We start from the raw sequence: 22,925 nt of genomic DNA, 5'->3' as shown, positions 1-22,925 counted from the left end.
TCTTCAGCGGCTCGTGGCATCCAGCCGGTCGCGCAGCCAGTCGCCCAGGATGCTCATCGCGAAGGTCACGAAGAACACGACCAGACCCGGCAGGATCGCGATCCAGGGCGCGCGGTAGAGGTGGCTGCGTCCCTCCCCGATCAGCACGCCCAGGCTGGTGTCCGGCGGCTCGATGCCGACGCCGAGAAAGTTGAGCGAGGTTTCGGTCAGAATCGTGGCGGGAAAGTTCCAGGTCATGGTCACCACCAGGGTGGCGGCGACGTTCGGCAGGATGTGGCGCAGGTAGATCCGGCCCCAGCCCGAGCCGATGGCCCGCTGCGCAGCGACGTATCCCTCTTGCTGCGCTGCGATGGCCAGCCCCCGCGCCAGACGCGCATAACGCTCCCACCCGTAGATGCACATCAGGATCACGAAGGTCATGAAGTTCGCATCAGGCAGGACCGCCAGCAGGGCGAGGGCGAGCACCAGAAAGGGAAGCGCGGCCTGGAAGTCCACCAGCACGCCGACGGTCGCATCGACCCAGCCGCCGAAGCGCGCGGCGGCGAAGCCGATCGCGGTGCCCGCGACGGCGCCGATCAGCGTGCCAAGAAAGGCGATGGAGAGACTGACCTGGATCGCGCGCAGCAGCAGGGTCAGCATGTCGTGGCCCAGCCCGTCGGTGCCCAGGGGATGGGCCCAGCTTCCGCCCATGAAGACCGGCGGGGCGTAGCGGTTGAGCAGGTCCAGCTCGTCGATCGGATAGGGCATCAGCCATTGGGCGAAGACTGTGACGAAGACCGCCAGGGCGATCACGGCGGTCGAGGCCAGCACCAGCGGCGGCCAGCGGCGCCAGCGCGCCGCCGGCGTTGGGACGGCGGGCGTGGCGCGGTCCGGGGCCTGCTCCTCCGCCACGATCATCGCCGGCTGTCCCGAACGCGCGGATCGATCCAGCCGTAGGCCAGATCGACGATCAGGTTCGCGAGGATCATGGTGACGCCGACCAGCAGCACGATGGTCTGCACGACCGCGAAGTCCCGCGCCGCGACCGAATCGACCAGGAAGCGGCCGATCCCCGGCCAGGAGAAGACGTTCTCCGTGATTACGCCGCTGGCGATCAGCCCGCCGAAGACCAGCCCGATCATGGTGACGATAGGGATGGCGGCATTCGGCAAAGCGTGCTCGCGCACCGCCTGGCGCCAGGGAATGCCGTTGGCCAGCGCCGTGCGCATCATCGGGTGACCCAGCACCTCCGCCATGGAGGTCCGCGCGAAGCGCGCGAAGATCGCCGCCTCGGCCGAGGCCATGGTGATCACCGGCATGATCCAGGAGCGCCAGTCGACGATGCCCGAGGGCTGCAGCCAGCCGAGCCAGACCGAAAAGGCGTAGATCAGCAGGATGCCCACCAGGAAGTTCGGCACCGCGAAACCCAGGATCGCGAACATCATCGCGCCGCGGTCGATCAGCGTGTTGCGCCGGATCGCGGCCAGCACGCCCAGTGGCACGCCGACCGCGACGGCCAGCAGCCCGGTCGGAATCATCAGGCTGAGGCTGGCCGGCAGCCGCGCCATCACCATCTCGATCGCAGGTTCGGCGGTGCGATAGGACAGACCGAAATCGAAGGCCGCGATCCGCCCCAGATGCTGCAGATACTGCCGCCACAGCGGCTGGTCGAGACCCCAGGCCTGACGGAAGGCCGCCAGAGCCTCCTCGTCCGCCTCCGGCCCCAGAATCTGCAGGGCCGGATCGGCGCTGAGGGTGAGAGCGACGAAGGTGAAGCTCATCAGCAGCCAGAGCGTCACCAGCGACCGCCCGAGACGGCTGACGACCCAGCTGGGGCTCACGCGGCGGCCTCCGGCGCGTAGGGAAAATGACAGGCGACCGCGCGACCGTCGCCCTGAGTTAGCGAACTCGGGGTCAGCGGCGTCAGGGCCGGGTCGTGGGACCGGCAAAGGGACTGCGCCACCGGGCAGCGCGCCGCGAATGCGCAGCCCTTCGGGCGGGCTGCCGGCGAGGGTGTCTCTCCGTCCAGGCGAATGCGGTGGCCGCTCCGTCCCAACCTGTCCGCGGCGCTGGGCGCGGAGGCGATCAGCGCCCGCGTGTAGGGATGCGCCGGGCGGGCGAAGACCGCATCGATCTCGCCGACCTCGACGAAGCGGCCCAGATACATCACGGCGACGCGCCGGCTGACGTGACGTACCACCGCCAGGTCGTGGCTGATGAACAGCAGCGTCAGTCCGAAGTCCTTCTGCAGCCCGCCGAGCAGCGTCAGGATCTGGGCCTGGATCGAAACGTCGAGCGCCGAAACCGGCTCGTCGCAGAGCAGGACATCCGGCGCCAGGGCGAGCGCCCGCGCCAGCACCACGCGCTGCCGTTGGCCTCCCGAGAGTTCCACCGGAGCATAGCCGTGAAGCTTCTGACCGACGCCGAGGTCGGTCAGAAGCCTGGCCGCGCGTTCCGCCCGCCCGCGCGCCGACCCGACGCGATGCACGTCGAGCGGTTCGCGCACCTGGGCGAGAACCGGCATCCGGGGGTCGAGCGCCCCGAGCGGATCCTGAAACACGTATTGCAGTCGCCGCCGCGTGACCTTCCAGGCGCGAGCATCCTGATCGTCGATCCGCCGACCGTCGAGCCGGACTTCTCCCGCGACTTGCGCGTTCGGCCCGTTCAGGCCCGTGATCGACTTGGCGAGACTGGATTTTCCGCAGCCCGATTCTCCGACGATGCCGAAGGTCTCCCCTGCGTGCAGATCGAAGCTGACGCCGTCGACCGCATGGACGAGGGGCTGGCCGCGCCGGCCGTAGCCGAGCCGGACATCGCGGACCGACAGGCGCGATGGTTCAGCCATGCGCGTCCTCCGTCAGCGGCAGATGGCAGCGGGCCAGGCGGTGCTGCGACAGGCCCGACCGCAGCGACAGCAACTCCGCCGGGGCGCGACAGACCGCCGTCCCGCGGTCGCAGCGGGGCGCGAAGGTACAGCCCGTCGGGAGGGCGTCCGGCGTCGGGGCCGACCCACGGATCGCGCGCAGTTCCCGGCGCGGACCGCTCAAGGACGGGCGCGACGCGAGCAGACCCAGAGTATAGGGATGGGCGGGCCGCCGCAGCACAGCCTCGGTGGGGCCGGTCTCGACGATCTGGCCCGCGTACATGACGGCGATGCGGTCGCAGATCTCCGCCACGACACCCAGATCGTGACTGATCAGGATCACCGCGAGCCCCCGGGTCCGGCGCAGCTCCTCCAGCAGATCCAGCACCTGCGCCTGGACCGTGACGTCCAGCGCGGTCGTGGGCTCGTCCGCGATCAGAACCTGCGGCCCGCCCGCGAGGGCCAGCGCAATGACCACGCGCTGACACAGCCCGCCCGAAAGCTGATGCGGGTAGGCGTCCAGGACGCGCGCCGCGTCGGCGATGCCGGCCTGATGCAGAAGCTCCCGCGCCCGCTCCTCGCCATCCCCCTGCAGGCCATGGCGGCGCAGCCGCTGATAGAGATGCGCACGCCCGGTCATCAAAGGATCGAGCGCGCTCATGGGATCTTGGAAGATCATCGAGATCGTATCGCCGCGCAGCCGCTCGAAAGCGAAGGCGTCTCCCGCGGCCAGCGTCTCGCCCGCGACACGCAGACGGCCGGTGACGGTCGAAGAGGCCGGCAGGAGCCCCAGCAGCGCTTGGCAGGTGACGCTTTTTCCCGATCCCGACTCCCCCACGAGGCCCAGGATCTCACCCGACTCCAACCGGAGATCGACACCGCGCACGGCAGGCAGCGATCCGAATTCGGCAGCGAAGGAGACACTCAGCCCCTCCGCCTCGACCAGCGGCGCCGCCACGCGATCGCGTGGCGGCGCGGCCGGAGAAGATGCGATGTCCGTCACGCGCGCCGGCTCACTCGGCGAAGGACAGTTCGGCGTCGGTCAGGTTCATGTACTGGGTCGGATAGGGTGTCCAGTCCACATCGTCGCGAACTCCGTAGAACTGAGTCAGAGCATGCAGCGGCGTGCCGTGGGGGTTCTCCTTGAACGCATCCAGCATCTGGGCGAAGACCTCGCGGCGCGCCTGGACGTCCGGATTGGTCTCCAATTCCGTGCCGAGTTCCACGAAGCTCTCGTCGAGGTCGTAGATTCCCCGCTGGACCCAGGAGCCCTTCGGGCCGAAGCGACGCCAGATCTGGCCGACCGGATCGGGATAGTAGGCGGTGAAGGAGCCGTCGAAGATGCCGCGATCGGCGGTGTCCTCGTAGATCTGATCCCAGTTCTCGACCATATCGAGCCGGACGTTCAGGCCGGCCTGCTTCCACATCGAAACGAGGATCTGCGCGGTCTGGCCCTGGTTCGTGTAGTAGCCCTGCTGCGAGCGATAGACGATCTCCTCGCCGTCGTAGCCGGCTTCCTGCAACAGCGCCTTGGCCTGCGCCACATCGTAGACCGACTTCGGTCGGTCGGCCAGATACATGTCGCCGAAGACCTCCATCTGCCAGCCCCGGGTCACCTCGGTTTTGCCGTCGTAGAGGCTGTCGACGATGGCCTGGCGGTCGATGGCGAGGTTGAGCGCCTGACGCACCCGCGGATCGGCCATGGGGTTGCCCTCGCCCGCACTGTCGTAGATCAGGCCGCGAATGTTCAGGATCGACCCGCCGACAATGCCGACACCCTGGGCCTGCTCGATCTCCGCGATATGGTCCGGGCCGACCTCGGTGATGATGTCGAACTGGCCGGAGCGCAGACCCGCGATGCGGGTCGCGATCTCGGGAACGACGACGAAGGTCACTTCCTCCGCAGCGGCTTTGCTCTCGCCCCAGTAGCCTTCGAAAGGCCGCAGCACCAGCCGCTCGCCGAAGACGAACTCCGCGACTTCGTAGGGGCCCGTACCCACGGGCTGCTTTGCCCATTCGGTCCAGGAGCCGGCGGCCTCGAACCCGGCCTTGGAGCCGATCTGAGCCGGGTAGTTCGCGAAGCGCTGCAGGATCAGCGCATCGTCCTCAGCCATCGTGATGCGCAGCCGGTGGCGATCCAGGACTTCGACCGACTCGATCCCGCCCAGGAAGGGCCGGACCACGACGGTTCCGCCGCTGCCCGTACCCTCGGCGCGCGTGTTCAGGCGCTCGGGACCGAAGGCCCAGGCCACGTCCTCGGCCGTCATCTTCGCACCGTTATGGAAGGTCACGTCCTCGCGCAGCGTGAAGACGATGGAACGGGGGCTTTCGATCTCCCAGTCCGTCGCCAGCGCCGGCTTCAACTGACCGCCGTTGCGATAGTCGGTCTTCACCAGGGTGTCGAAGATCGAATAGATCACCCGGAGATGGACGTTCGAGTTCTCCATCGCGGGTTCGAGGACATCGGGCAATTTCTGAACGGCGACGGTCAGGCCGCGCGCTTCGGCCGTACCGCCGGCGAACAGCGCGGTGGCGGCCACGGCGAGCGCGGCGGCAGCGGCGCGTGCGGGCCTCCCCAAGTTCAGGATCGTAAAGGTCATGGCTGGCTTCCTCCCCTTCAGTGCGGCAATGACACTTGTCTCCTAATCTGGTCTAGACCAGATTGAATAGGGAATAACATGGAACTCTCCCGGCGACGACGTCATAACGGTGAAGGTTTTGTAACGCTTCACCGGCAAGGGAAGGGAACAGGGCAGTTGGTGGCCATTCGGAAGGAAAAAAGGCGGGCGACCGCGGCAGCCGCCGCGCCGGAGCGCGACACCAGCCAACTGCCGCTTTTCCTGCAGCTGCGGGAGATCCTCGTGCGGCGGATCGGCTCCGGCACGATCGGGGTCGGCGGGCGGCTGCCGTCGGAGCGCGAACTGGCGGCGGAGCTGGGCGTGGCACGCATGACGATCCGCGAGGCCCTGCGCATGCTGGAGGGAGAAGGCCTGATCTACCGGGCCGAGCGGCGCGGCTACTTCGTCAGCCCCCCTCGCCTGCGCTACGACCCGACCCAGCATGTCAATGTCATGCGCTTGATTCCCTCCCAGGGCCACATCGCCGAGCCGCTTTACCTTGGACGGCTCCGGACCGAAGCGACCGGTTCGCTCGCCCGCATGTTCGATTGCGAGGAAGGCGAGCCCTTGATCCTGGAACGCGCGGTCGCGCTCATGAACGGTCGCCGTATCGAGTACGGGGAACTCTTTCTGCTGGAGAAGGCCGTCCCGGGCTACTGCGACCTGCCGTACGAGTCGCCGCTCACCCAGACCCTGGAACGGCGCCATGGCATCCGGACCGAAATGATCGGCTTTCGGGCACGTCCCACCAATCTCTTCGGCGTCGCGACCGAGGCGCTCGGGGTTAGAGCGGGGTCGCCCGGCCTGCACATCACCCGCATCAAGCAGCATGGGGGGCGTGTCGTCGAAGTCGATCGCGAGTACTGGCTGAGCGACGCGCTGGAGATCGTCGTCGGCCAGTTCCCGGAACCGCGCGACGCTTAGAGACCGCGCTCCACCCACAGGCCGCCCGCGTACCTTCGACAGACCTGTAGCGGACTCGGGTCTTGCCATGGGATCGTAGGCGCGAAGGCGCAATCGAACGGATCTTCGGGTGCCAATGAACCAGCGCGACAACGGCGAAAGCCGCAGGACCGACGACGAAGACACCGCGCCGCTCAAGCTGGAGGCGACCATCGGTGCCGAGGTCCGGCGTCTGCGCAAGCGCCAGGACATGACCATGGCGGCGCTGGCCGAGAGCGCCGGCCTGTCCCAGGGCATGCTCTCCAAGATCGAGACCGGTCAGACGAGCCCGTCCCTGGCCACGCTCTCCGCCCTGGCCGAGGCGCTGGCGGTGCCGATCTCCGCCTTCTTCGGCACCCTGGAGCAGAGCCGCGACGTCTCCTACGTTCCGGCCGGCCAGGGTCTCGGCATCGACCGGCGCGGCACACGGGCGGGGCATCTCTATCACCTGCTCGGGCATTCGCTGCGCGGCGAGCTGGCGGTCGAGCCCTACATGATCACTCTCGACCGGGACTCGGAGCCCTACGAGGAGTTCCGCCATGCCGGCATGGAGTTCATCCACATGCTGTCCGGCCGCGTCGTCTATCGCCACGGCGAACGCCTCTTCCCGCTCGGTCCCGGCGATTCCCTCTTCTTCGACGCCCTGGCGCCGCATGGTCCCTCGAAGCTGCTGGAGCTGCCCGCCACCTACCTCTCGGTGATCTGCTACGGCCGTCAGCGGGACGGGTAGCCGCCGCAATCCATATATTCCTTTTACGACTATCTCATTCTTGATAGTTATATCGCGGATACCGATGGAGTCCGTCGGCAGATCTCAGGGAGCGGCGTCGGCCATGTGCGGCATTGCGGGACTGTTTCTCAAGACGCCGGAGTTGCAGCCGAAGCTCGGCGCGCTCTTCTCCCCCATGTTGCGCGAGATGAGCGAACGCGGACCGGACAGTGCCGGCATCGCGGTCTACAGGGACGTTGGCCGAAACGCCGCCGGGGACCCGCGGCACTGCAAACTGTCGCTCTACCATGCTGACCCGGCCTTCGACTGGGACGGACTGGCGCACGATCTGGGGGCGGCCGCCGGCATCGCCGTCGAGGTCGAACGCCTGGCCTCTCACGCCCTGCTCCATGCGACCGGCGCCCCGGCGAAGCTGCGCGCCTGGTTGCTGGCCGAACGGCCGGAGGTGCGGATCATGAGCGCCGGCCACAGCCTGGAGATCTACAAGGAGATCGGCCTGCCGGCGGCGATCCTCGAGCGCTTCGCGGTGCCGCAGATGGCCGGCAGCCACGCCATCGGCCACACCCGCATGGCGACCGAGAGCGCGGTGACGACCGAGGGCGCGCATCCCTTCAACACCGGCGACGATCTTTGCCTCGTGCATAACGGCTCGCTCTCCAATCACCACCAGGTCAAGCGTTGGCTGCAGCGCCGGGGCGACGCACGGTTCCAGACCGAGAACGACAGCGAAGTGGCCGCCGGCTATCTGACCTACCGGCTGAGCGAAGGCGCGAGCATTGCCGAGGCGCTGGAGGCCGCCCTGACCGACCTGGACGGCTTCTACACCTTCGCGGTCGGCACCGGCGACGGCTTCGCCGTGCTGCGCGACCCCATCGCCTGCAAGCCGGCGGTGCTGGCCGAGACCGACGACTGGGTCGCCATGGCCAGCGAATTCCGCGCCATCGCCCGCCTGCCGGGCGTCGAGCAGGCCAGGGTCTGGGAGCCGGCGCCCGGTCAGGTCTATAGCTGGGGCTCGGAATGAAGGCGGCGCTGGCAGCGGCATCCGAGGCGCTGGACCTCGACCGGCTGGAGGTCCGCGACCTGAACCGGCGACTGCAGGGCGCCGAAACCGGCGCGGCCTTCGAGGTGCTGAACCCGCTCGGCCGCCACAGCCTCGCCGTCGGCCTGCGGCGGCCGGTCGAGGTCACCCTGCGCGGCCACGTCGGCTACTACTGCGCCGGCATGAACGACGGGGGCCGGATCGCGGTCGCGGGCAACGCCGGCACCGGGCTGGCCGAGAATATGATGTCGGGCCTCGTGCGGGTGACCGGCGACGCCAGTCAGTCGGCGGGCGCGAGCGGCCACGGCGGTCTGCTGGTGATCGAAGGCAACGCGGCGGCGCGCTGCGGCATCTCGCTGAAGGGACTCGACATCGTGGTGGGCGGATCGGTCGGCCACAACAGCGCCTTCATGGCCCAGGCCGGCACGCTGACGATCTGCGGCGATGCCGAGGCCGGGCTGGGCGACAGCCTCTACGAAACCCGCATCTATCTGCGCGGCCAGGCCGGAGAGCTGGGTGCCGACTGCGTCGAAAAGGAGATGCGGCCGGAGCACCTGGCCCAGCTGACCGACCTGCTGGCGCGCGCCGGGATCGCCGCCGACCCAGCCGACTTCCGCCGCTACGGCTCGGCCCGCGAACTCTATCGCTTCCGGGTCTCCAACCTCGGCGCCTACTAGGAGACACCTTTCCTCCGATGTCTCACGACCGCTCGCCTCCCGCGCATCTGCGCCCCTCCGCCCTCTTCGACGCCGCGACGATTCACGAGATCCAGCGGGCGGCCAGAGAAGGGCTCTACAAAATCCGCGGCTTCGGCGCCAAGCGGGCACTGCCCCACTTCGATGACCTGGTCTTCCTGGGGGCCAGCGTCTCGCGCTACCCGCTCGAAGGCTACCGCGAGCGCTGCGGCACCGACGTGATCCTGGGCGAGCGCCACGCTTCCAAACCCCTGCACCTGCAGATCCCCATCACCATCGCCGGCATGAGCTTCGGCTCGCTTTCGGCCAACGCAAAGGAAGCGCTGGGCCGCGGCGCCTCGGCCGTCGGCACCTCCACCACCACGGGCGACGGCGGCATGACGGCGGAGGAGCGCGGACATTCCAACCTGCTGGTCTATCAGCTTCTGCCTTCGCGCTACGGCATGAACCCGGAGGACCTGCGCAAGGCCGACGCCATCGAAGTGGTGATCGGCCAGGGCGCCAAACCCGGCGGCGGCGGCATGCTGCTGGGCCAGAAGATTTCGGACCGCGTCGCCGACATGCGCAGCCTGCCGCACGACGTCGACCAGCGCTCGGCCTGCCGCCATCCCGACTGGACCGGACCGGACGATCTGGAGATCAAGATCCAGGAGCTGCGCGAGATCACCGGCTGGGAAAAGCCGGTCTACGTCAAGGTTGGCGCCACCCGCACCTATTACGACACGCTGCTGGCGGTGAAGGCCGGCGCCGACGTCGTGGTGGTCGACGGCATGCAGGGCGGCACGGGCGCCACCCAGGAATGCTTCATCGAACACGTCGGCATTCCGACCTTGCCGGCCGTGCGGCTGGCCGCCGAAGCCTTGCGCGAGCTGGGCCTGCATCGCGGCGCGGTCAAGCTGATCGTCTCCGGCGGCATCCGCAACGGCGCCGACGTCGCCAAGGCCGTCGCGCTGGGCGCCGACGCCGTGTCCATCGGCACGGCGGCCCTGATCGCGCTGGGCGACAACCGGCCGGAGCTAGCCGAGGACTACGCCAAGCTGGGGACGGCGCCCGGCTATTACGACGACTGGCACCTGGGCAACGACCCGGCCGGCATCACCACCCAGGACCCGGACCTGGAGCGGCGGCTCGACCCGGTAGCGGGGGGCGAACGGCTGGCCAACTATCTGCGGGTTCTGACGCTGGAGGCCCAGACACTGGCGCGGGCCTGCGGCAAGAGTCACCTGCATAACCTGGAACCCGAGGACTTGGCGGCGCTGACCGTCGAGGCCGCGGCCATGGCAAAGGTGCCGCTGGCCGGGACCGACTGGATACCGGGCCAGGGCTACTAGACTCCGCGAGATCGACTAGCGGGCCGACGAACGGGGGCCAACCAACCGGGGGACGTCATGACCAAGCTGAGCAAGTTCGCCAAGGATCGGGGGATCCGCTACTTCCTGATCAGCTTCACCGACCTGCGTGGAGCCCAGCGCTCCAAGCTGGTACCGGCCGCGGCGATCGACGGAATGCAGGCCGAGGGGGCCGGCTTCGCGGGCTTCGCCACCCATTTGGACATGACGCCGGCGGACCCGGACATGTTCGCCTTGCCCGATCCGGACAGCGTGATCCAGCTGCCTTGGCGGCCCGAAGTGGCCTGGGTCGCCAGTGATCTCTACATGGCCGGCCAGCCGGTCGAGCAGGGACCGCGCTGGGTGCTCAAGCGCCAGATCGAGGCGGCGGCCAAGCGTAAGCTGCGCATGAAATCGGGCGTGGAAGCGGAGTACCACCTGATCACGCCCGACGGGACCGGCATCTCCGACCCCCGCGACCTGGACCCCAAGCCCTGCTACGACCAGGCGGCGGTGATGCGGCGCTTCGACGTCATCTCGCAGATCTGCGACGCCATGCTCGCGCTCGGCTGGGGCCCCTATCAGAACGACCACGAGGACGCCAACGGCCAGTTCGAGATGAACTGGGACTATGCCGACGCCCTGGTCACCGCCGACCGCCACGCCTTCTTCCGCTTCATGGTCAAGTCCGTGGCGGAGATCCACGGCCTGCGTGCGACCTTCATGCCCAAGCCCTTCGCCGAGCTGACGGGCAACGGCTGCCACATCCACGTCTCGCTCTGGAGTCCGGATGGCAAGACCAATCTCTTCGCGGACAAGAAGGGCGAGCTGGGCCTGTCGCGGCGCGCCTACCATTTCCTCGGCGGCCTGCTCGGCCACGCCGAGGGGCTCTGCGCCCTGACCAACCCGACGGTCAATAGCTACAAGCGGCTGAACGCTCCGGTCACCGCCTCCGGCGCCACCTGGGCACCCAATAGCATCACCTACGCCGGCAACAACCGCACCCATATGGTGCGCATCCCCGACCCCGGCCGTCTCGAGCTGCGGCTGGCCGACGGCGCGGCCAACCCCTACCTGCTGCAGGCCGGCGTGCTGGCGGCGGGCCTCGACGGCCTGGCACACAAGACCGACCCCGGCAAGCGGCTGGACCTCAACATGTACAGCGAGGGCCACAGGGTGAAGGCCAGGTCGCTGCCGCTCTACCTGCTCGACGCCCTGCGCGCCTTCGGCAGGGACAAGACCCTGACGGCAGCCTTGGGCGGAGACTTCACCGCCGCCTACCTCAAGCTCAAAACGGCCGAGTGGGACGACTACGCCCGCCACCTGACGGACTGGGAACGCGAGCAGACGCTGGACTGCTGAGCCGGACGTTCGAAGGATCTTCTCGAACTCAGTCCATCCGCCGCCGAGGCGGCGCGTTTCGTCAGGCGCGCAAGAGCCGGAAGGTCGCACCGCCGCACCGGCTCACTCCCGCCAGCAGTCGACGCGCACGACCAGGGAGCGCGCCTGCGCGAGTTGCGCCTCGCTGTCCAGGGCCGGGCCGGCGACGGCCCGACGGCCCGAGAGACCCTCCGCGGCAAGCAGAGATTCGATTGCGCGGCTTTCGACGGCGAGCCCGAGGTCAGGTGGCAGCCGGCCGGTCTGTCGGTAGACGGCCTGGGAGTCGATCTTGGCCATGACGATGCCCAGCACGGCACCGCTTTCGTCGAACACCGGAGACCCGCTGTTACCGAACTTGATGCGGCCCAGGAACGCGAAGAAAGGGGCTTCGGCCTCGGCCGGTCGTCCCGCGATCTGGGCCGACGAAAGGATGGCGCGCACACGCGGCACGCCCTCGCTGGGATAGCCGACGATACGCAGGGCCTCGCCGTCCGGCGGCGTCGGTGGCGCCAGGAAGGCCGCCACGGTCTGCGGGCGCCGGTCGGCCTTCAGCAGAGCCAGGTCGACATCCGGCCGCGCCGCCTGGACCCGGGCAGGGCCGAGCGGCACGCCGTCCTGCAGCAGGCTCAAGCGCGCGCAGCCCACGACCGCATGGTTGTTGGTGACAAGATAGCCATCGCCGTGGACCCAGAACCCGGTGGAAACGCCCTGCGGCCGCGCATCGACCTGCGGGACCGTCTCCTGCGCCCGCTCGAACTGCTCGCGCTTGCGTTGCGCCGCCTTGTCGCGCCAGACGGCGGCCTCGGCATCGCTCAGGATCCGGCCCTCGCAGCGATGACGCACCTTGCGCACCACGAGATCGCGTTGCGCGTCCAGGCAGTTCACCACATCCGAAGCCGAAAGCGGCCCGGGAACCAGTAGAGGCAGCGCCAGAGCGAACCAGATCAGCAGGCACAGACCGGCAGTTCCGGCGGCGCGGCGCCCGGCCCGGAAGCCGAATCTGCTGGGACGGCCCTCACCCGACAGGGGAACGGCGATCACGGCGCGACGATCCTCTTCGCGATGTCTAAAAATCAACACAGCAGCCAATCTATCGGGAGATAGCGCTGAAACAAACGCCGAAAACGCCAATCGCCCAAGCACCAACCAATCGTTCGTACGCTCACTTTCTCTTGCCGACTCCCGATTGCATGGCCGCGGCCGGTCGCGTATCACGGCGGCGACAACCGCCCTGCGACGGGGCGGAACCGAACGAGAGAGGACCTGGCCGGTTATGCCGAGATCGACCCTTCTGCTCCTGTCCGTCGCATCGCTCACCCTGGCGGCCACCCTGCCTTTCGGCGGCGCGGCCTGGGCGCGAGACCTGCAGATCGACCCGTCCGGCACGCTGACGAGCGGCGACGAAACGGCCCTGGTCTTCCCCTCGCTGGAGGCGGCGCTTGCGGAGGCTCAACTCCAGGGCGGCGAGCGCATCTTCCTGCACAGCGGCAACTACGGCGATCTCACGATCCAGGGACAGCACCTGGAGCCGCCGGTCAGCTTACGGCCCGCCCCCGGCGCGCAGGCGGTGGCAGACAGACTGAAGATCGCCGACAGCTCCGGCTGGCATGTCTCCGGCCTGCTGATCGAACCCCAGCGGGCCATCGAACCGGTGGTGACCACGCCGGATCGCGGCACGCCCGGTTTTCCGACCACCCTGCTGCAGGTCGCCGCAGATGCGCGGGACATCCGGCTGGAGGATCTTACGGTGCGCTCGGCCCCCAGCATCGCCGACTGGGGCGAGAGCGAGTGGATCGAACGGGCGCACCACGGCGTCGCTCTCGAGGGCGCCCGCGTGCACCTGCTGAACAGCACGATCATGCACGTCCGGCACGCCATCACCGTCACCGGGACCGGGGTCAGGGTCGAGGGCAACACGATCGACCGCTTCTCGGAAGACGCCGTCCGCGCCCTGGGGGACGACGGCATCTATCGCGGCAACACCATCAAGAACTGCTACAGCCTCTACTATCACCACGACGACGGCTTCCAATCCTGGTCGCGGGGACCGGACGGCAGCCCGGGCACGGGGGTCGTCCGAAACGTCGAGATCACCGGCAACAGCATCATCAACTTCGAGGACCCGGATCAGCCCTTCCGCTGCAATCTCCAGGGCATCGGGCTGTTCGACGGCATGTTCGAGAACTGGACCATCGCGAACAATCTCGTGGTCGTCGATCATTTCCACGGCATCACCGTGATGGGCGCGCGTCAGGTCAAGGTTCTCAACAACACCGTGATCGATGCCCGGCCGGGGCAGCCCGGCCCGCCCTGGGTCACCGTCGTTGCGCACAAGGACGGTACGGCCGGCTCGGGCAATCTGGTGGCGAACAACCTCTCCGCCTCCTTCAACGAAGGCGGCTTCGACGCCCGCGATTTCAGACTCGATCCCGAAGCCACTCTCTTCACCCACAATCTGCGCTTCGACGACGCGCGGCAGATCTTCCGGGATCCCGATCGCGGCGACTTCCGCCTGCGCGCGGGTAGCGCCGCGATCGATGCCGGAACAGCGGATTTCGGCACGTACGGTCAGGCCGGCGCCGAACCGGGTCCCGATCTGACGGTCGACCTGCTGGGACAGCCGCGCGCGCCGGACCGGGCCCCCGACGTCGGCGCCTATGAGTTCGTCCAGTAGGGCTGCACGGCACCGGCCCTTCCCGTTCCGGCCTCTTGTGTTCCTGCGCAAGAGACGATACCCGATAGCGGCCTCGCTTCGCGGGGACCGATGCCGGTAGGACCTTTTTGATGAGCTCAGCGAAGCTGTCCGTATCCGTGGTGATCCCCACCTACAATAGGGCACAGATCATTTCGGAGGCCGTCGACAGCGTCCTGGCGCAGACGCAGCCGGCCGACGAAATCCTGGTGATCGACGACGGCTCGACGGATGCGACGGCATCGGTTCTGGAAGAGTACGGCGATCGAATTCGCCTGATCCGGCAGGACAACGCCGGCGTGAGCGCGGCCCGGAACAAGGGGATCGAGGCCGCCCGGTCGGACTGGATCGCGTTCCTTGACTCGGATGACACCTGGAGCCCGGACCGCCTGGAGGTCTTTCAGCGGGACATGCGCGCGGCGGCGCCTGACGTGCAGACCCATCTCGCGAACGTCGAACTGACCGGGTCGGGCTACCGTCAGAACCTGTTCGATTTGCGCGGCCTGGTCTTTTCCGACCGGCAGGGCACGCCGGTCGCGGCACCGCTGTATCTCTGCTTCCGGAACGCGACCTACTGCCAGGGCCTTGTCGTCCGCCGCGCGGCGCTGAGGGCACTGGGCGGATTCGACACGAGCCTGCGCAGCCAGGAAGACACCAAGCTGATCGCCAACCTGGCCTTGTCGACGCCCTTCATGGTGACCGGACGGGTCGTCGCTCAGATTCGGCGGCTCCAGGACGACGACGTGGCGCTCGGGCGCGCCGAACCCTCGGGCGGCCTGGAAACGACCGCCGCCCGCGTCGGCTTCCTACGCGACCTGCACGCCAAGGCGCAGAGGAAGACCGACAGGGACATCACGGGAGCATGGCTCGGCGGCGCTCTGCTGCAACTGGCGCAACTGACACGCGGCGAGAGCCCGTTCCGGCACCTGGCGCTCCTGCGGGAGTCCCTGCGCGTACACCCGAAACCTCTGAAGGCCTCGGCGAAGGCGCTCGCCCTGCTCACCATGGGGTCCTTCGGACTTCGCCTTCTCTCCAGGCCATCGAGCGGCTTCAGACGGCAGGACTGAGACCGCCCGGCTCGGCTCACCCCTCGCGCAGCGCGCGCTGGCCGACTTTCAGGAAGGGGTTGAGAATGTACTGCAGCACCGTGCGCTTGCCGGTCAGGATATCCACGGCGGCCGTCATGCCGGGAATGACCGGCAGGGACACCCCCTGCTTGTCCTGCAGTTGGGCGACGTCGGTCTTCACCCGAACCAGATAGAAGCTCTCGCCCGAGGCCTCGTCCTGGATGGTGTCGGCGCTGATGTGCTCCACGCTGGCCGGCAATACGCCGTAGACCGTGAAATCGTAGGCGGTGATCTTCACCTTGGCCGCCTGGCTGGGATAGATGAAGGCGATATCGGCGGGCCGCAGGCGCGCCTCGACCAGCAGGGTGTCCTCCGTCGGCACGATCTCGACGAGGTCCTGGCCCGGCCGGACGACACCGCCCAAGGTGGTGACGAAGAGTTGCTTGACCGTCCCGGTGGTCGGCGCCCGGATGACGGCACGCTGCACGCGGTCCCCGCGCGAGGTCAGCACCTGCTGCAAGGCCTGCAGATTCACCTGGGCCTCGTTGAGTTCCTGCAGCGCGCGGCTGCGGAACTGCGCGCGCGTCTCCGCCGTTTCCGCCTCGATCTCCGCCAGCCCCGCCTGCAGCCGTTCCCGCGTCTTCTCGGCCACCGCCAGATCGCCGACGTATTGATTCTCCTCACGGCGCAGCCGGATCAGGTCGATCGGCGCGTTGATCCCCCGTTCGACCAGGGGCGCCAGGATTCCGATCTCTTGACGCGTCAGATCGACGGAGCGGGTGAGCTGGACGATGCGCGCGTCCGTCTCCTCCAGCTCGCGATGCTTCTGATTGAGCTGTTCGCCCAAGCGGTTCAAGGCAGAGGTCAGCTCGTTTGCACGGGCGTCGTAGAGCGCCGCTTCCGCCTCCGTCACCTGGGGCATGGCATCCTGCACGGCAGCCGGAAAGCGCAGCGGTTCATCCGACAGCTCCGCCTGAAGGCGCGCGACCACCGCCTGCAGGCCCAGCGCCTTCACCTGGTTCTCGCCGAAGTCGGAGGTCAGCTGCGTGTCGTCCAGATGCATCAGCACCTGCCCGGCCTCCACCCGCTCGCCTTCGCGCACCAGCAACTCGGAGAGGATGCCGCCCTCCAGGTTTTGGACGACCTGAATCTGACGCGAGGGGATGACGCGGCCGGTGCCGCTGCTGACCTGGTCGATCTCCGCGTGCGCGGCCCAGATCACGGCCCAGACGACGAAGCCCGCGATGGCGAAGAGCAGCAGTTGCGCCGCCAGCCGCGGCCGGCGATGCCGTGCCGCCGCCAATTCCGACATGAAGGTTTCGTCGCTTCGCATCTTCGCTCAGCCCTCCTTGACCGGAACGGGAGCCTCGGCCAGGCGGGCCAGCACCTCGTCGCGCGGGCCGTCGATGATCAACCGCCCGCCGTCGAGGACCAGGACGCGGTCGACCAGCCGCAGCAGGGAGACGCGGTGGGTAATCAGCAGAATGGTCTTGCCCTCGAGATAGAGCGGCAGATTGCGCAGGATCTGCTCTTCGCTGCGGTTGTCCATGGCCGAGGTCGGTTCGTCGAGCAGCAGCAGGTTGGGCCGCTTCAGCAACACGCGGGCTAGGGCGACGGCCTGGCGCTGACCGCCCGACAGGCCTTCGCCCCGTTCGCCGACCGGCAGGTCGTAGCCCAGCGGATGCCGGGCGATGAAGTCGTGAAGTCCCACGGCCCGGGCCGCCTGCATGATCTCGAGGTCGCTCGCGTGCGGGGCGGCGATGGCCAGGTTCTCGCGGATCGTGCCCCGGAACAGGAACAGATCCTGCGGCACGAAGCCCAGGTTGGCGCGCAGGTCGCTCGGCTCGATCTGCCGGACGTCGATTCCGTCCAGGCGGACCGCCCCCTCGCTGGGCTCGTAGAGACCGGCGGCCAGCTTGGCGACGGTGGTCTTGCCGGACCCGACCCGGCCCACGATTCCGACACGCTCGCCGGGCCGTACCGTGAAGCTGAGCCGTTGCAGCACGTCGACCTGGCTGTTGGGGTAGCGAAAGCCGACACCCTCCAGCACCAGCCCGCCCTGCAGATCGGGGCGATGCAGAAAGCTGCCGTCGGCCGGGCGGTCGACCGGATAGCGCATGATGGCGTCGAGCGACTTCAGCGACGACCAGGTCTGATGGAAGCGCATCATCAGTTGAGAGACTTGGGCCAGAGGCCCGATCGCGCGGCCCGACAGGATCACGCAGGCGATCAGTCCGCCTGCGGTCAGCAGCCCGTCCTGCACCAGAAAGACCCCGAACAGCACCACGCAGACCGCGGTCAGTTGCTGCACGGTATGGACGACCTGCACACCCAGATTGTTGTAGAAGCGGATCTTCTGACCCAGCTCGGCGCTTTGCCCGACCAGCTCTTCCCAGGCGCGGCGCATGCGCCCCTGGGCCCCGACCACCTTGATCGTCTCCAGTCCCCCGACGCTCTCCACCAGCACGCCGTGCTTATGCTCGCTCTGCGCCAGGCTTTCGCGGATGCGGCGCGCGATGGGAATCTGGATCACCAGGCCCCAGAGCAACAGCAGGACGACCACAGCGGCCAGCAGGAGACCGATCTGCGGACTCAGCAGCGCGATCACCGCCACGAACAGCAGCGCAAAGGGCAGATCGATGAAGGCCGCCAGGGTCGCCGAGGTGAAGAAGTCGCGCACGCTTTCGAACTCGCGCAGCGTGCTGGCGAAGCCGCCCGACGACTGGGGCCGGTGGGACAGCTTCATGTCGAGCAGTTGGTCGAAGATCCGGCTTGCCAGGATGACGTCGGCCCGGCGCCCGACGAAATCGAGAAACCAGCCACGCAGCATCCGAAGCAGGAAGTCGAAGAAAAAGACCGAGGCGACGCCGACCGCCAGCGCGATGGCCGTTTCCACCGCGTTGTTTGGCAGGACGCGGTCGTAGATCGTCATGGTGAACAAGGGGTTCGCCAGGGCGAAGAGGTTGATCAGGACCGACGCCAGGCCGACCTGCAGATAGGTCCACCAGTTCTCGGCGAAGGTGCCCCAGAACCAGGCCTGCGCACGCGGTGCCGCCCGAGCCGCCGCCGGTCCCTCGCCTGCTTCGGCCGCGAAGCGGTGGGCCGGCCTGACCAGGATGGCGTAGCCGCTGTAGACCTCCGCCAGCTGGTCCCGGCCGATGGTCGATTCACCGCCGCCGGTCGCCGCCAGAATGACCCGGCAATCGCCCTCCGGCGGGCGGTCCTGCAAAACCAACGCATCGCCGTCGCGCAGAACCAGAACGGCGGGCAGCGTCCAGGGATGGATCGCGTCGAGATCGCGGCGAACCACGCGGGCAGCGAGGCCGGCGTTCTCGGCGGCCCGCAGGAATTGTTCGGGCGTCAGGCGCGCGCCGGTCAGCGGCAGCCCGGCCAGAAGCGTCATCGCCGACCGGGGGCGGCCGAAGAGCTTGGTCAGGAAGACCAGGCAGGCAAGCAGCGGATCGTCGGGCTCGCTGCGACCCAGCGCCGCCGGGTCCAGACCGGTGACCGCCTGAGGCGCCGCCGCCTGCTGCTGCGACCCTCCCTGCGCCTCCCGATTCGGAGAGTCGGGGTCTTGCGATCCGGCGGCTTCCGCCGCCGCCTGCCAGCCGCGCGGCGCAGAGGGGACGCCACTCACGCCGAGCTCGGCCGGGAGCGTCCGGCATCAGGGACTCGGCGGCAGCGACCGGCCGCCCGGCCGACCGCTGCAACGCCTGCAGATATGGCGGCTATTGGCTCTGCCACTCTGCGTCTTGTCCCAGCTCCAGGTGCGGAACCGTTCCGACGTCGCGCACCTCGGCCGCCACACCGACGGCGCTCAGCACGGTGCCGGCCGTCGTCAGGACGTCATAGGCGGCGGCGATCACCTCGTACTCCGCCCGCGTCAGATCGACCCGCGCCACGAACAGCTCGTTGCCGGAGTCCAGAAGGTCGAGCACCGTCCTTTGGCCAAGGCGAAACTGCTCCTGGTAGGCGTCCGTCACCTGGGCCGCGTTGCCGACGCGATCACGCAGCAACTCCAGTTGGTCGCGCGCGACCTCCAGGTTGTTGTAGTTGACCTCCATCTCCTCCTGGATCAGGCGGTCGACCTCGCGCGTCCGCAGCAGCGCTTCGTTCTCCTCTTCCCGCGCGCGGCGGCGCGCGGCGGTGTCGGAGCCGCCGTTGTAGAGATTCCAGCTCAGGCGCAGCAGGGCCGTGCTGTCCGTCTCGTGGTCGCGCTCGCCGCCGACGCCGCGCCGGCCTTCGTGCGCCAGTTCGACATCGAAGCGCGGCAGGAAGGGCCCACGGGTTACGTCCAGGGCGAAGCCCGCCGCACGGGCGGAGGCGATGGAGGCGCTGCGGTTGGGGTTGGACTCGCGCGCGACGGCGATGGCCATCTCCAGGGTGTCCGGAACGGCCCCCAAAGGCGCGGTCGGCCGGATAAGATCGCTCGGCGACTGTCCGACAGCTTCCCGAAAGTCGGCCTCGGAGTTGCGGAGATCGCCGCGCAGACGCCGCTGTTGAGACTCTGCGAAGGCGAGGCGTGTACGCACCTGCGCGACATCCGCCGTGGAGCCACCGCCGGCCTCGGCGGCGGCATCAACGTTGCCGAGAATCTGCCGATGCAATTCGACGTTCTCCTGCGCGAAGACCAGAAGCTCGCGATCCCGAGCCACCGAGAGGTAAGCGGAAATCGCGCGGTTGGCGATCTGGTTGGCGGCACTTCGGACATCGAAGAGCGCGGCCTCCGCCTGCTCGGTCGAGGCGTCGACGCGATTGCTGGTCGAAAAGCCGTCGAACAGCAACTGGGTGCCCGAGAGCCGGTAGCGCGCACGCCACAGATCCTCGTCGTCGGAACTGACGTCTTCCTGATCGCTCCTCTGGTAACCCGTGTCGCTGGTCAGGTCGATGGCGGGAAGGAAGGCCCCGCGCTCCTCCTCGACCGCGCGCTCGGCCGCCCGGAAGGCGGCTTCGGAGCCCCGGACGGCCGGGTGCGCATCGATCGCCAGGGCGACCACTTCCTGAAGGCTCTGCGACGCCGCCATCTGCGCGCCGCCGAGCGTGAGGGCCGTGGCAATCGCCGCGCAACTTACGCTGCGTCCGAACAGACGTCCGAACCGCGTCTTCTTCTCAGTTTCTTGCCGCTGCATCGAGATTTTCCCCAATTCCTTGCACCTCAGGACTCTTGCCTGGAACCTTCGTTTCGGCGGCGCCGCACAGGCAGCCCCACCTCCCTCTAAACGACGGACCGCCGCCCCCTTGTTTGCCCGGCGGCCCGTCATCTCTCACGCCTCGCCCCGTCTAACTCATGGCACCGCCGAAACTGATATTGCCGTCGGTATCGACGCTAAGACTGGTCACGGACGTGGCCTCGATGACGACGCGCACGTCGTTCGGCGCGGACTGCTGAGCGACCGTCACATTGCCGTTGCCGTCATCCTCGAACAGCAGTTCCGCCTCGCCGTCGCTCACGACGAGGTCGGTGAGGTCGATCACGTCGCCGACGCCGAAGTCGCGGATCGTATCCGTGCCGCTGTCGCTTTCGAGCAGGACGAAGGTGTCGTTACCATCGCCGCCGGTCAGGGTATCGTCGCCGTCGCCGCCGAACAGTCGGTCATCGCCGGCTCCGCCGAACAGCTGATCGTCCCCCACCCCGCCGAAGAGATCATTGTCGCCGGCGTTACCGATCAAGCTGTTGGCCTGGTCGTTACCGATCACCGAGACATCGCCGTCGCCGGCAAGCGTCAGGTCGTTCACCGAAGCGCCTTGCAGCTCCAGAACCGTGCCGTCGGACTCGCCTTCCGCCGTCACCGTCAGGCCGTCGGCATAGACACCGATCCGGCCCTCGTTGCCGTTACCGTCACCGATCTCGTTATCCGAGAGCGTGACCTCCAGCGAGGCCGTCGCCGCGCCCGCCGGAGTCACCGGCCCCAGCCCCACCGCCTCGAAGGCATTGTCGGTGAAGCTGTTGTCCGCGAGCCGCACGCCGTCCGGACCGTCGACCGAGACACCGACGTTGTTTTCGGAGAAGGCGTTTCCTGAAATCTCGGCTGCGCCCGCACCCGGGTTCAGATACACGCCGGTCGACCAGCCGGTGAAGCTGTTCTGGCTGATCGTCAGGTCGTCGTTGCCGCCGTCGAAGGTGGTCAGGATGCCCCGCGACCCGTCGTTCAGATCGGCGTTGTTCGTGTGACTCAAAATGTTGTTCTGGATCGTGATGCCCGTCGCGCCCGGATCGAGATAGATGCCGGCAAGGGACCCGGCAACGTTGCCGCCCTCCAGCAGGGAGAAGCCGTCGATGACGCTGCCGTCCGCCCCGTCGAGCAGATGAATGGAGCCCAGAATCACACTCTCGGCACCGCTGCGCGTCGCGTCGGTCGCATCCACGCCACTCTGTGCGCCGAGCAGGGTCACCTGCTGGCCGATCACAAGGGTCTCGGTGTAGGTGCCGCCGCCGACCTTGAGCGTCCCGCCGGCGCCGGCGAGGTCCGCCGCGTTCTGAAGGTTGGTGTCGCCGCTAACCGAGACCTCGTTGCCGCTGTTGGTCAGATCCGAGGCGACGGCGCCGCCGTAGAGGGCGAGCGCCTCGCCATCGGCACCCACGGTGATGGTGTTGTCGATGAAGCTGTTGACGCCCGGCAGAAGACCGACCCCCTCGACAGCCGCGTTCACCGTGTTGTTGGACACCGTGTTGTCGTCGTTCTGCAGACTGATGCCGTAGTTCGACGTCACGGCGTTGCCGGTGATCGTGGCTGAGCCGACCTCGTGCTGTGTGGTCGTCTGGATGCCCGTCGAGACGTCGCTGATGGTGTTGTTCTGGACGGTCACGTTCTGACCGGACACGGAGACTCCGACGAAGGAACCCGCATCGGCGCCCGGCCCCTCGATCGTGAAGCCGCTCAGGGTGGTGCCGTCCGCACGGAGGTCGACCAGGCGCCCGGACGCGGCAAGGTCGCTGCCGTCGATCACCGCACCGTTGGTGCCGATGATTGTCAGGTTCGCCGGACCGTCGAACGAAGTGCCGAAGGGGTCGTAGGTCCCCTCCCGGACGATGATCGTATCGCCGGCCTCGGCCGCGTCGATGGCCGCCTGAATGCTGGTGAAGTTCCCGCTGCCGTCTTCGGCGACGATGACGTCGGCCACTTCGACCCGCATATCCGACTGCGCCACGGTCTCGCCGCTGCTGCGGTCGACCACCGTCAGGCTGAATTCGTAACTGCCCGAGGCATCGGGATCGAAACCCGGGGCGTGCCAGCCGAGGTTCTGAGAGTTCTGCACTCCTTGGGTGTTGCCGGTCGGATCCTGGTAGTAGTTCTCGTTCGGATCGTTGGCCTCCCGTTCCGCACGATGCGCGATCGGATCGAAGACCATGACGTCCTCGGTCCGGTTGCCGTCACGGTCGATGAAGTCGGCCGTGATCCGGATGTCGTAGTTCGAGAGATCCTGCCCGCCGTAGCTGACCACGCTGTAATCGAAATTCCAGATCCCCGCCGAGCCGGAACTGCCCCCCGCCTCGGCGTAGTAGGTCGCGCCCTCGGACTCTACATTCCAATCCTCGCCCTGGTTGCCGCGGGCTTTCGCCTTCAGCGCCGCCTCGATTCCCACTTCCGTGT

General features: G+C 68.0%; 18 protein-coding genes. 8 read left to right on the top strand and 10 right to left on the bottom strand.

The features are described from left to right. Positions 1–3: 3 nt before the first annotated feature. The 5 genes from DBZ32_RS19365 to DBZ32_RS19345 are packed head-to-tail and all read right to left on the bottom strand — an operon-like array spanning position 4 to position 5,442. Positions 4–897 carry an ABC transporter permease gene (locus tag DBZ32_RS19365; protein WP_119168914.1) on the bottom strand — a complete coding sequence of 298 codons (894 nt, stop codon included), beginning with the start codon at positions 895–897 and terminating at the stop codon, positions 4–6. After that, entirely contained in the window at positions 894–1,820 is a 927-nt protein-coding gene (locus DBZ32_RS19360; RefSeq protein ID WP_235830280.1) for an ABC transporter permease, read from the bottom strand. Before DBZ32_RS19360 ends, DBZ32_RS19365 begins: the two co-directional genes overlap by 4 nt. Continuing rightward, positions 1,817–2,824: an ABC transporter ATP-binding protein gene (locus DBZ32_RS19355; protein WP_119168913.1), complete on the bottom strand. Its 1,008-nt coding sequence runs from the start codon at positions 2,822–2,824 to the stop codon at positions 1,817–1,819. The genes DBZ32_RS19360 and DBZ32_RS19355 overlap by 4 nt, the downstream gene beginning before the upstream one ends. Next, positions 2,817–3,845, bottom strand: a complete 1,029-nt coding sequence (locus DBZ32_RS19350) for an ABC transporter ATP-binding protein (protein ID WP_235830279.1) — start codon at positions 3,843–3,845, stop codon at positions 2,817–2,819. The genes DBZ32_RS19355 and DBZ32_RS19350 overlap by 8 nt, the downstream gene beginning before the upstream one ends. Positions 3,846–3,855: 10 nt before the next feature. Continuing rightward, positions 3,856–5,442: an ABC transporter substrate-binding protein gene (locus tag DBZ32_RS19345; RefSeq protein ID WP_119168912.1), complete on the bottom strand. Its 1,587-nt coding sequence runs from the start codon at positions 5,440–5,442 to the stop codon at positions 3,856–3,858. A gap of 159 nt (positions 5,443–5,601) precedes the next feature. Between DBZ32_RS19345 and DBZ32_RS19340 the strand changes: the two genes are divergently transcribed. The 6 genes from DBZ32_RS19340 (at position 5,602) to glnT (ending at position 11,556) form a co-directional block, all read left to right on the top strand. Beyond that, on the top strand, positions 5,602–6,384 hold the full coding sequence (locus DBZ32_RS19340) for a GntR family transcriptional regulator (RefSeq protein WP_208539328.1): 783 nt from the start codon (positions 5,602–5,604) through the stop codon (positions 6,382–6,384). Between the two features lie 115 nt (positions 6,385–6,499). Beyond that, positions 6,500–7,132: a helix-turn-helix domain-containing protein gene (locus DBZ32_RS19335; RefSeq protein ID WP_119168910.1), complete on the top strand. Its 633-nt coding sequence runs from the start codon at positions 6,500–6,502 to the stop codon at positions 7,130–7,132. 103 nt (positions 7,133–7,235) lie between these two features. Next, on the top strand, positions 7,236–8,153 hold the full coding sequence (locus DBZ32_RS19330) for a class II glutamine amidotransferase (RefSeq protein WP_119168909.1): 918 nt from the start codon (positions 7,236–7,238) through the stop codon (positions 8,151–8,153). After that, positions 8,150–8,848: a protein glxC gene (locus DBZ32_RS19325; RefSeq protein ID WP_119168908.1), complete on the top strand. Its 699-nt coding sequence runs from the start codon at positions 8,150–8,152 to the stop codon at positions 8,846–8,848. Before DBZ32_RS19330 ends, DBZ32_RS19325 begins: the two co-directional genes overlap by 4 nt. Before the next feature lie 17 nt (positions 8,849–8,865). Next, a complete protein-coding gene (locus DBZ32_RS19320) occupies positions 8,866–10,197 on the top strand; it encodes an FMN-binding glutamate synthase family protein (RefSeq protein WP_119168907.1) in 1,332 nt (443 codons plus the stop codon). Positions 10,198–10,254: 57 nt separating this feature from the next. Beyond that, positions 10,255–11,556, top strand: a complete 1,302-nt coding sequence (gene glnT / locus DBZ32_RS19315; protein ID WP_119168906.1) for a type III glutamate--ammonia ligase — start codon at positions 10,255–10,257, stop codon at positions 11,554–11,556. 102 nt (positions 11,557–11,658) lie between these two features. Here glnT and DBZ32_RS19310 read toward each other — a convergent pair whose 3' ends face one another. Beyond that, positions 11,659–12,615, bottom strand: coding sequence for a S1 family peptidase (locus DBZ32_RS19310; RefSeq protein WP_162906856.1), 957 nt, complete (start codon positions 12,613–12,615; stop codon positions 11,659–11,661). A 232-nt stretch (positions 12,616–12,847) separates the two neighbouring features. Here DBZ32_RS19310 and DBZ32_RS19305 point away from each other — a divergent pair, with 232 nt between their 5' ends. Next, positions 12,848–14,248 carry a right-handed parallel beta-helix repeat-containing protein gene (locus tag DBZ32_RS19305; RefSeq protein ID WP_119168905.1) on the top strand — a complete coding sequence of 467 codons (1,401 nt, stop codon included), beginning with the start codon at positions 12,848–12,850 and terminating at the stop codon, positions 14,246–14,248. Positions 14,249–14,358: 110 nt separating this feature from the next. Further along, on the top strand, positions 14,359–15,333 hold the full coding sequence (locus DBZ32_RS19300) for a glycosyltransferase family 2 protein (RefSeq protein WP_119168904.1): 975 nt from the start codon (positions 14,359–14,361) through the stop codon (positions 15,331–15,333). 16 nt (positions 15,334–15,349) lie between these two features. Here the strand turns inward: DBZ32_RS19300 and DBZ32_RS19295 are convergent, their stop codons facing one another. The 4 genes from DBZ32_RS19295 to DBZ32_RS19280 all read right to left on the bottom strand — a co-directional run. Continuing rightward, a complete protein-coding gene (locus tag DBZ32_RS19295) occupies positions 15,350–16,666 on the bottom strand; it encodes an HlyD family type I secretion periplasmic adaptor subunit (protein WP_119168903.1) in 1,317 nt (438 codons plus the stop codon). A 6-nt stretch (positions 16,667–16,672) separates the two neighbouring features. Then, positions 16,673–18,970: a type I secretion system permease/ATPase gene (locus tag DBZ32_RS19290; RefSeq protein WP_208539327.1), complete on the bottom strand. Its 2,298-nt coding sequence runs from the start codon at positions 18,968–18,970 to the stop codon at positions 16,673–16,675. A gap of 91 nt (positions 18,971–19,061) precedes the next feature. Then, positions 19,062–20,462, bottom strand: coding sequence for a TolC family outer membrane protein (locus tag DBZ32_RS19285; RefSeq protein ID WP_162906855.1), 1,401 nt, complete (start codon positions 20,460–20,462; stop codon positions 19,062–19,064). A 151-nt stretch (positions 20,463–20,613) separates the two neighbouring features. After that, positions 20,614–22,925, bottom strand: a 2,312-nt coding sequence (locus DBZ32_RS19280) for a NosD domain-containing protein (protein WP_328587496.1), incomplete at its 5' end; no start/stop codon positions are given.

This window comes from Algihabitans albus, assembly GCF_003572205.1.
Classification (GTDB): Bacteria; Pseudomonadota; Alphaproteobacteria; order Kiloniellales; family DSM-21159; genus Algihabitans; species Algihabitans albus.
The sequence above is the reverse complement of the archived record's forward strand: the minus strand, read 5'-3'. Positions and strand labels throughout refer to the sequence as shown.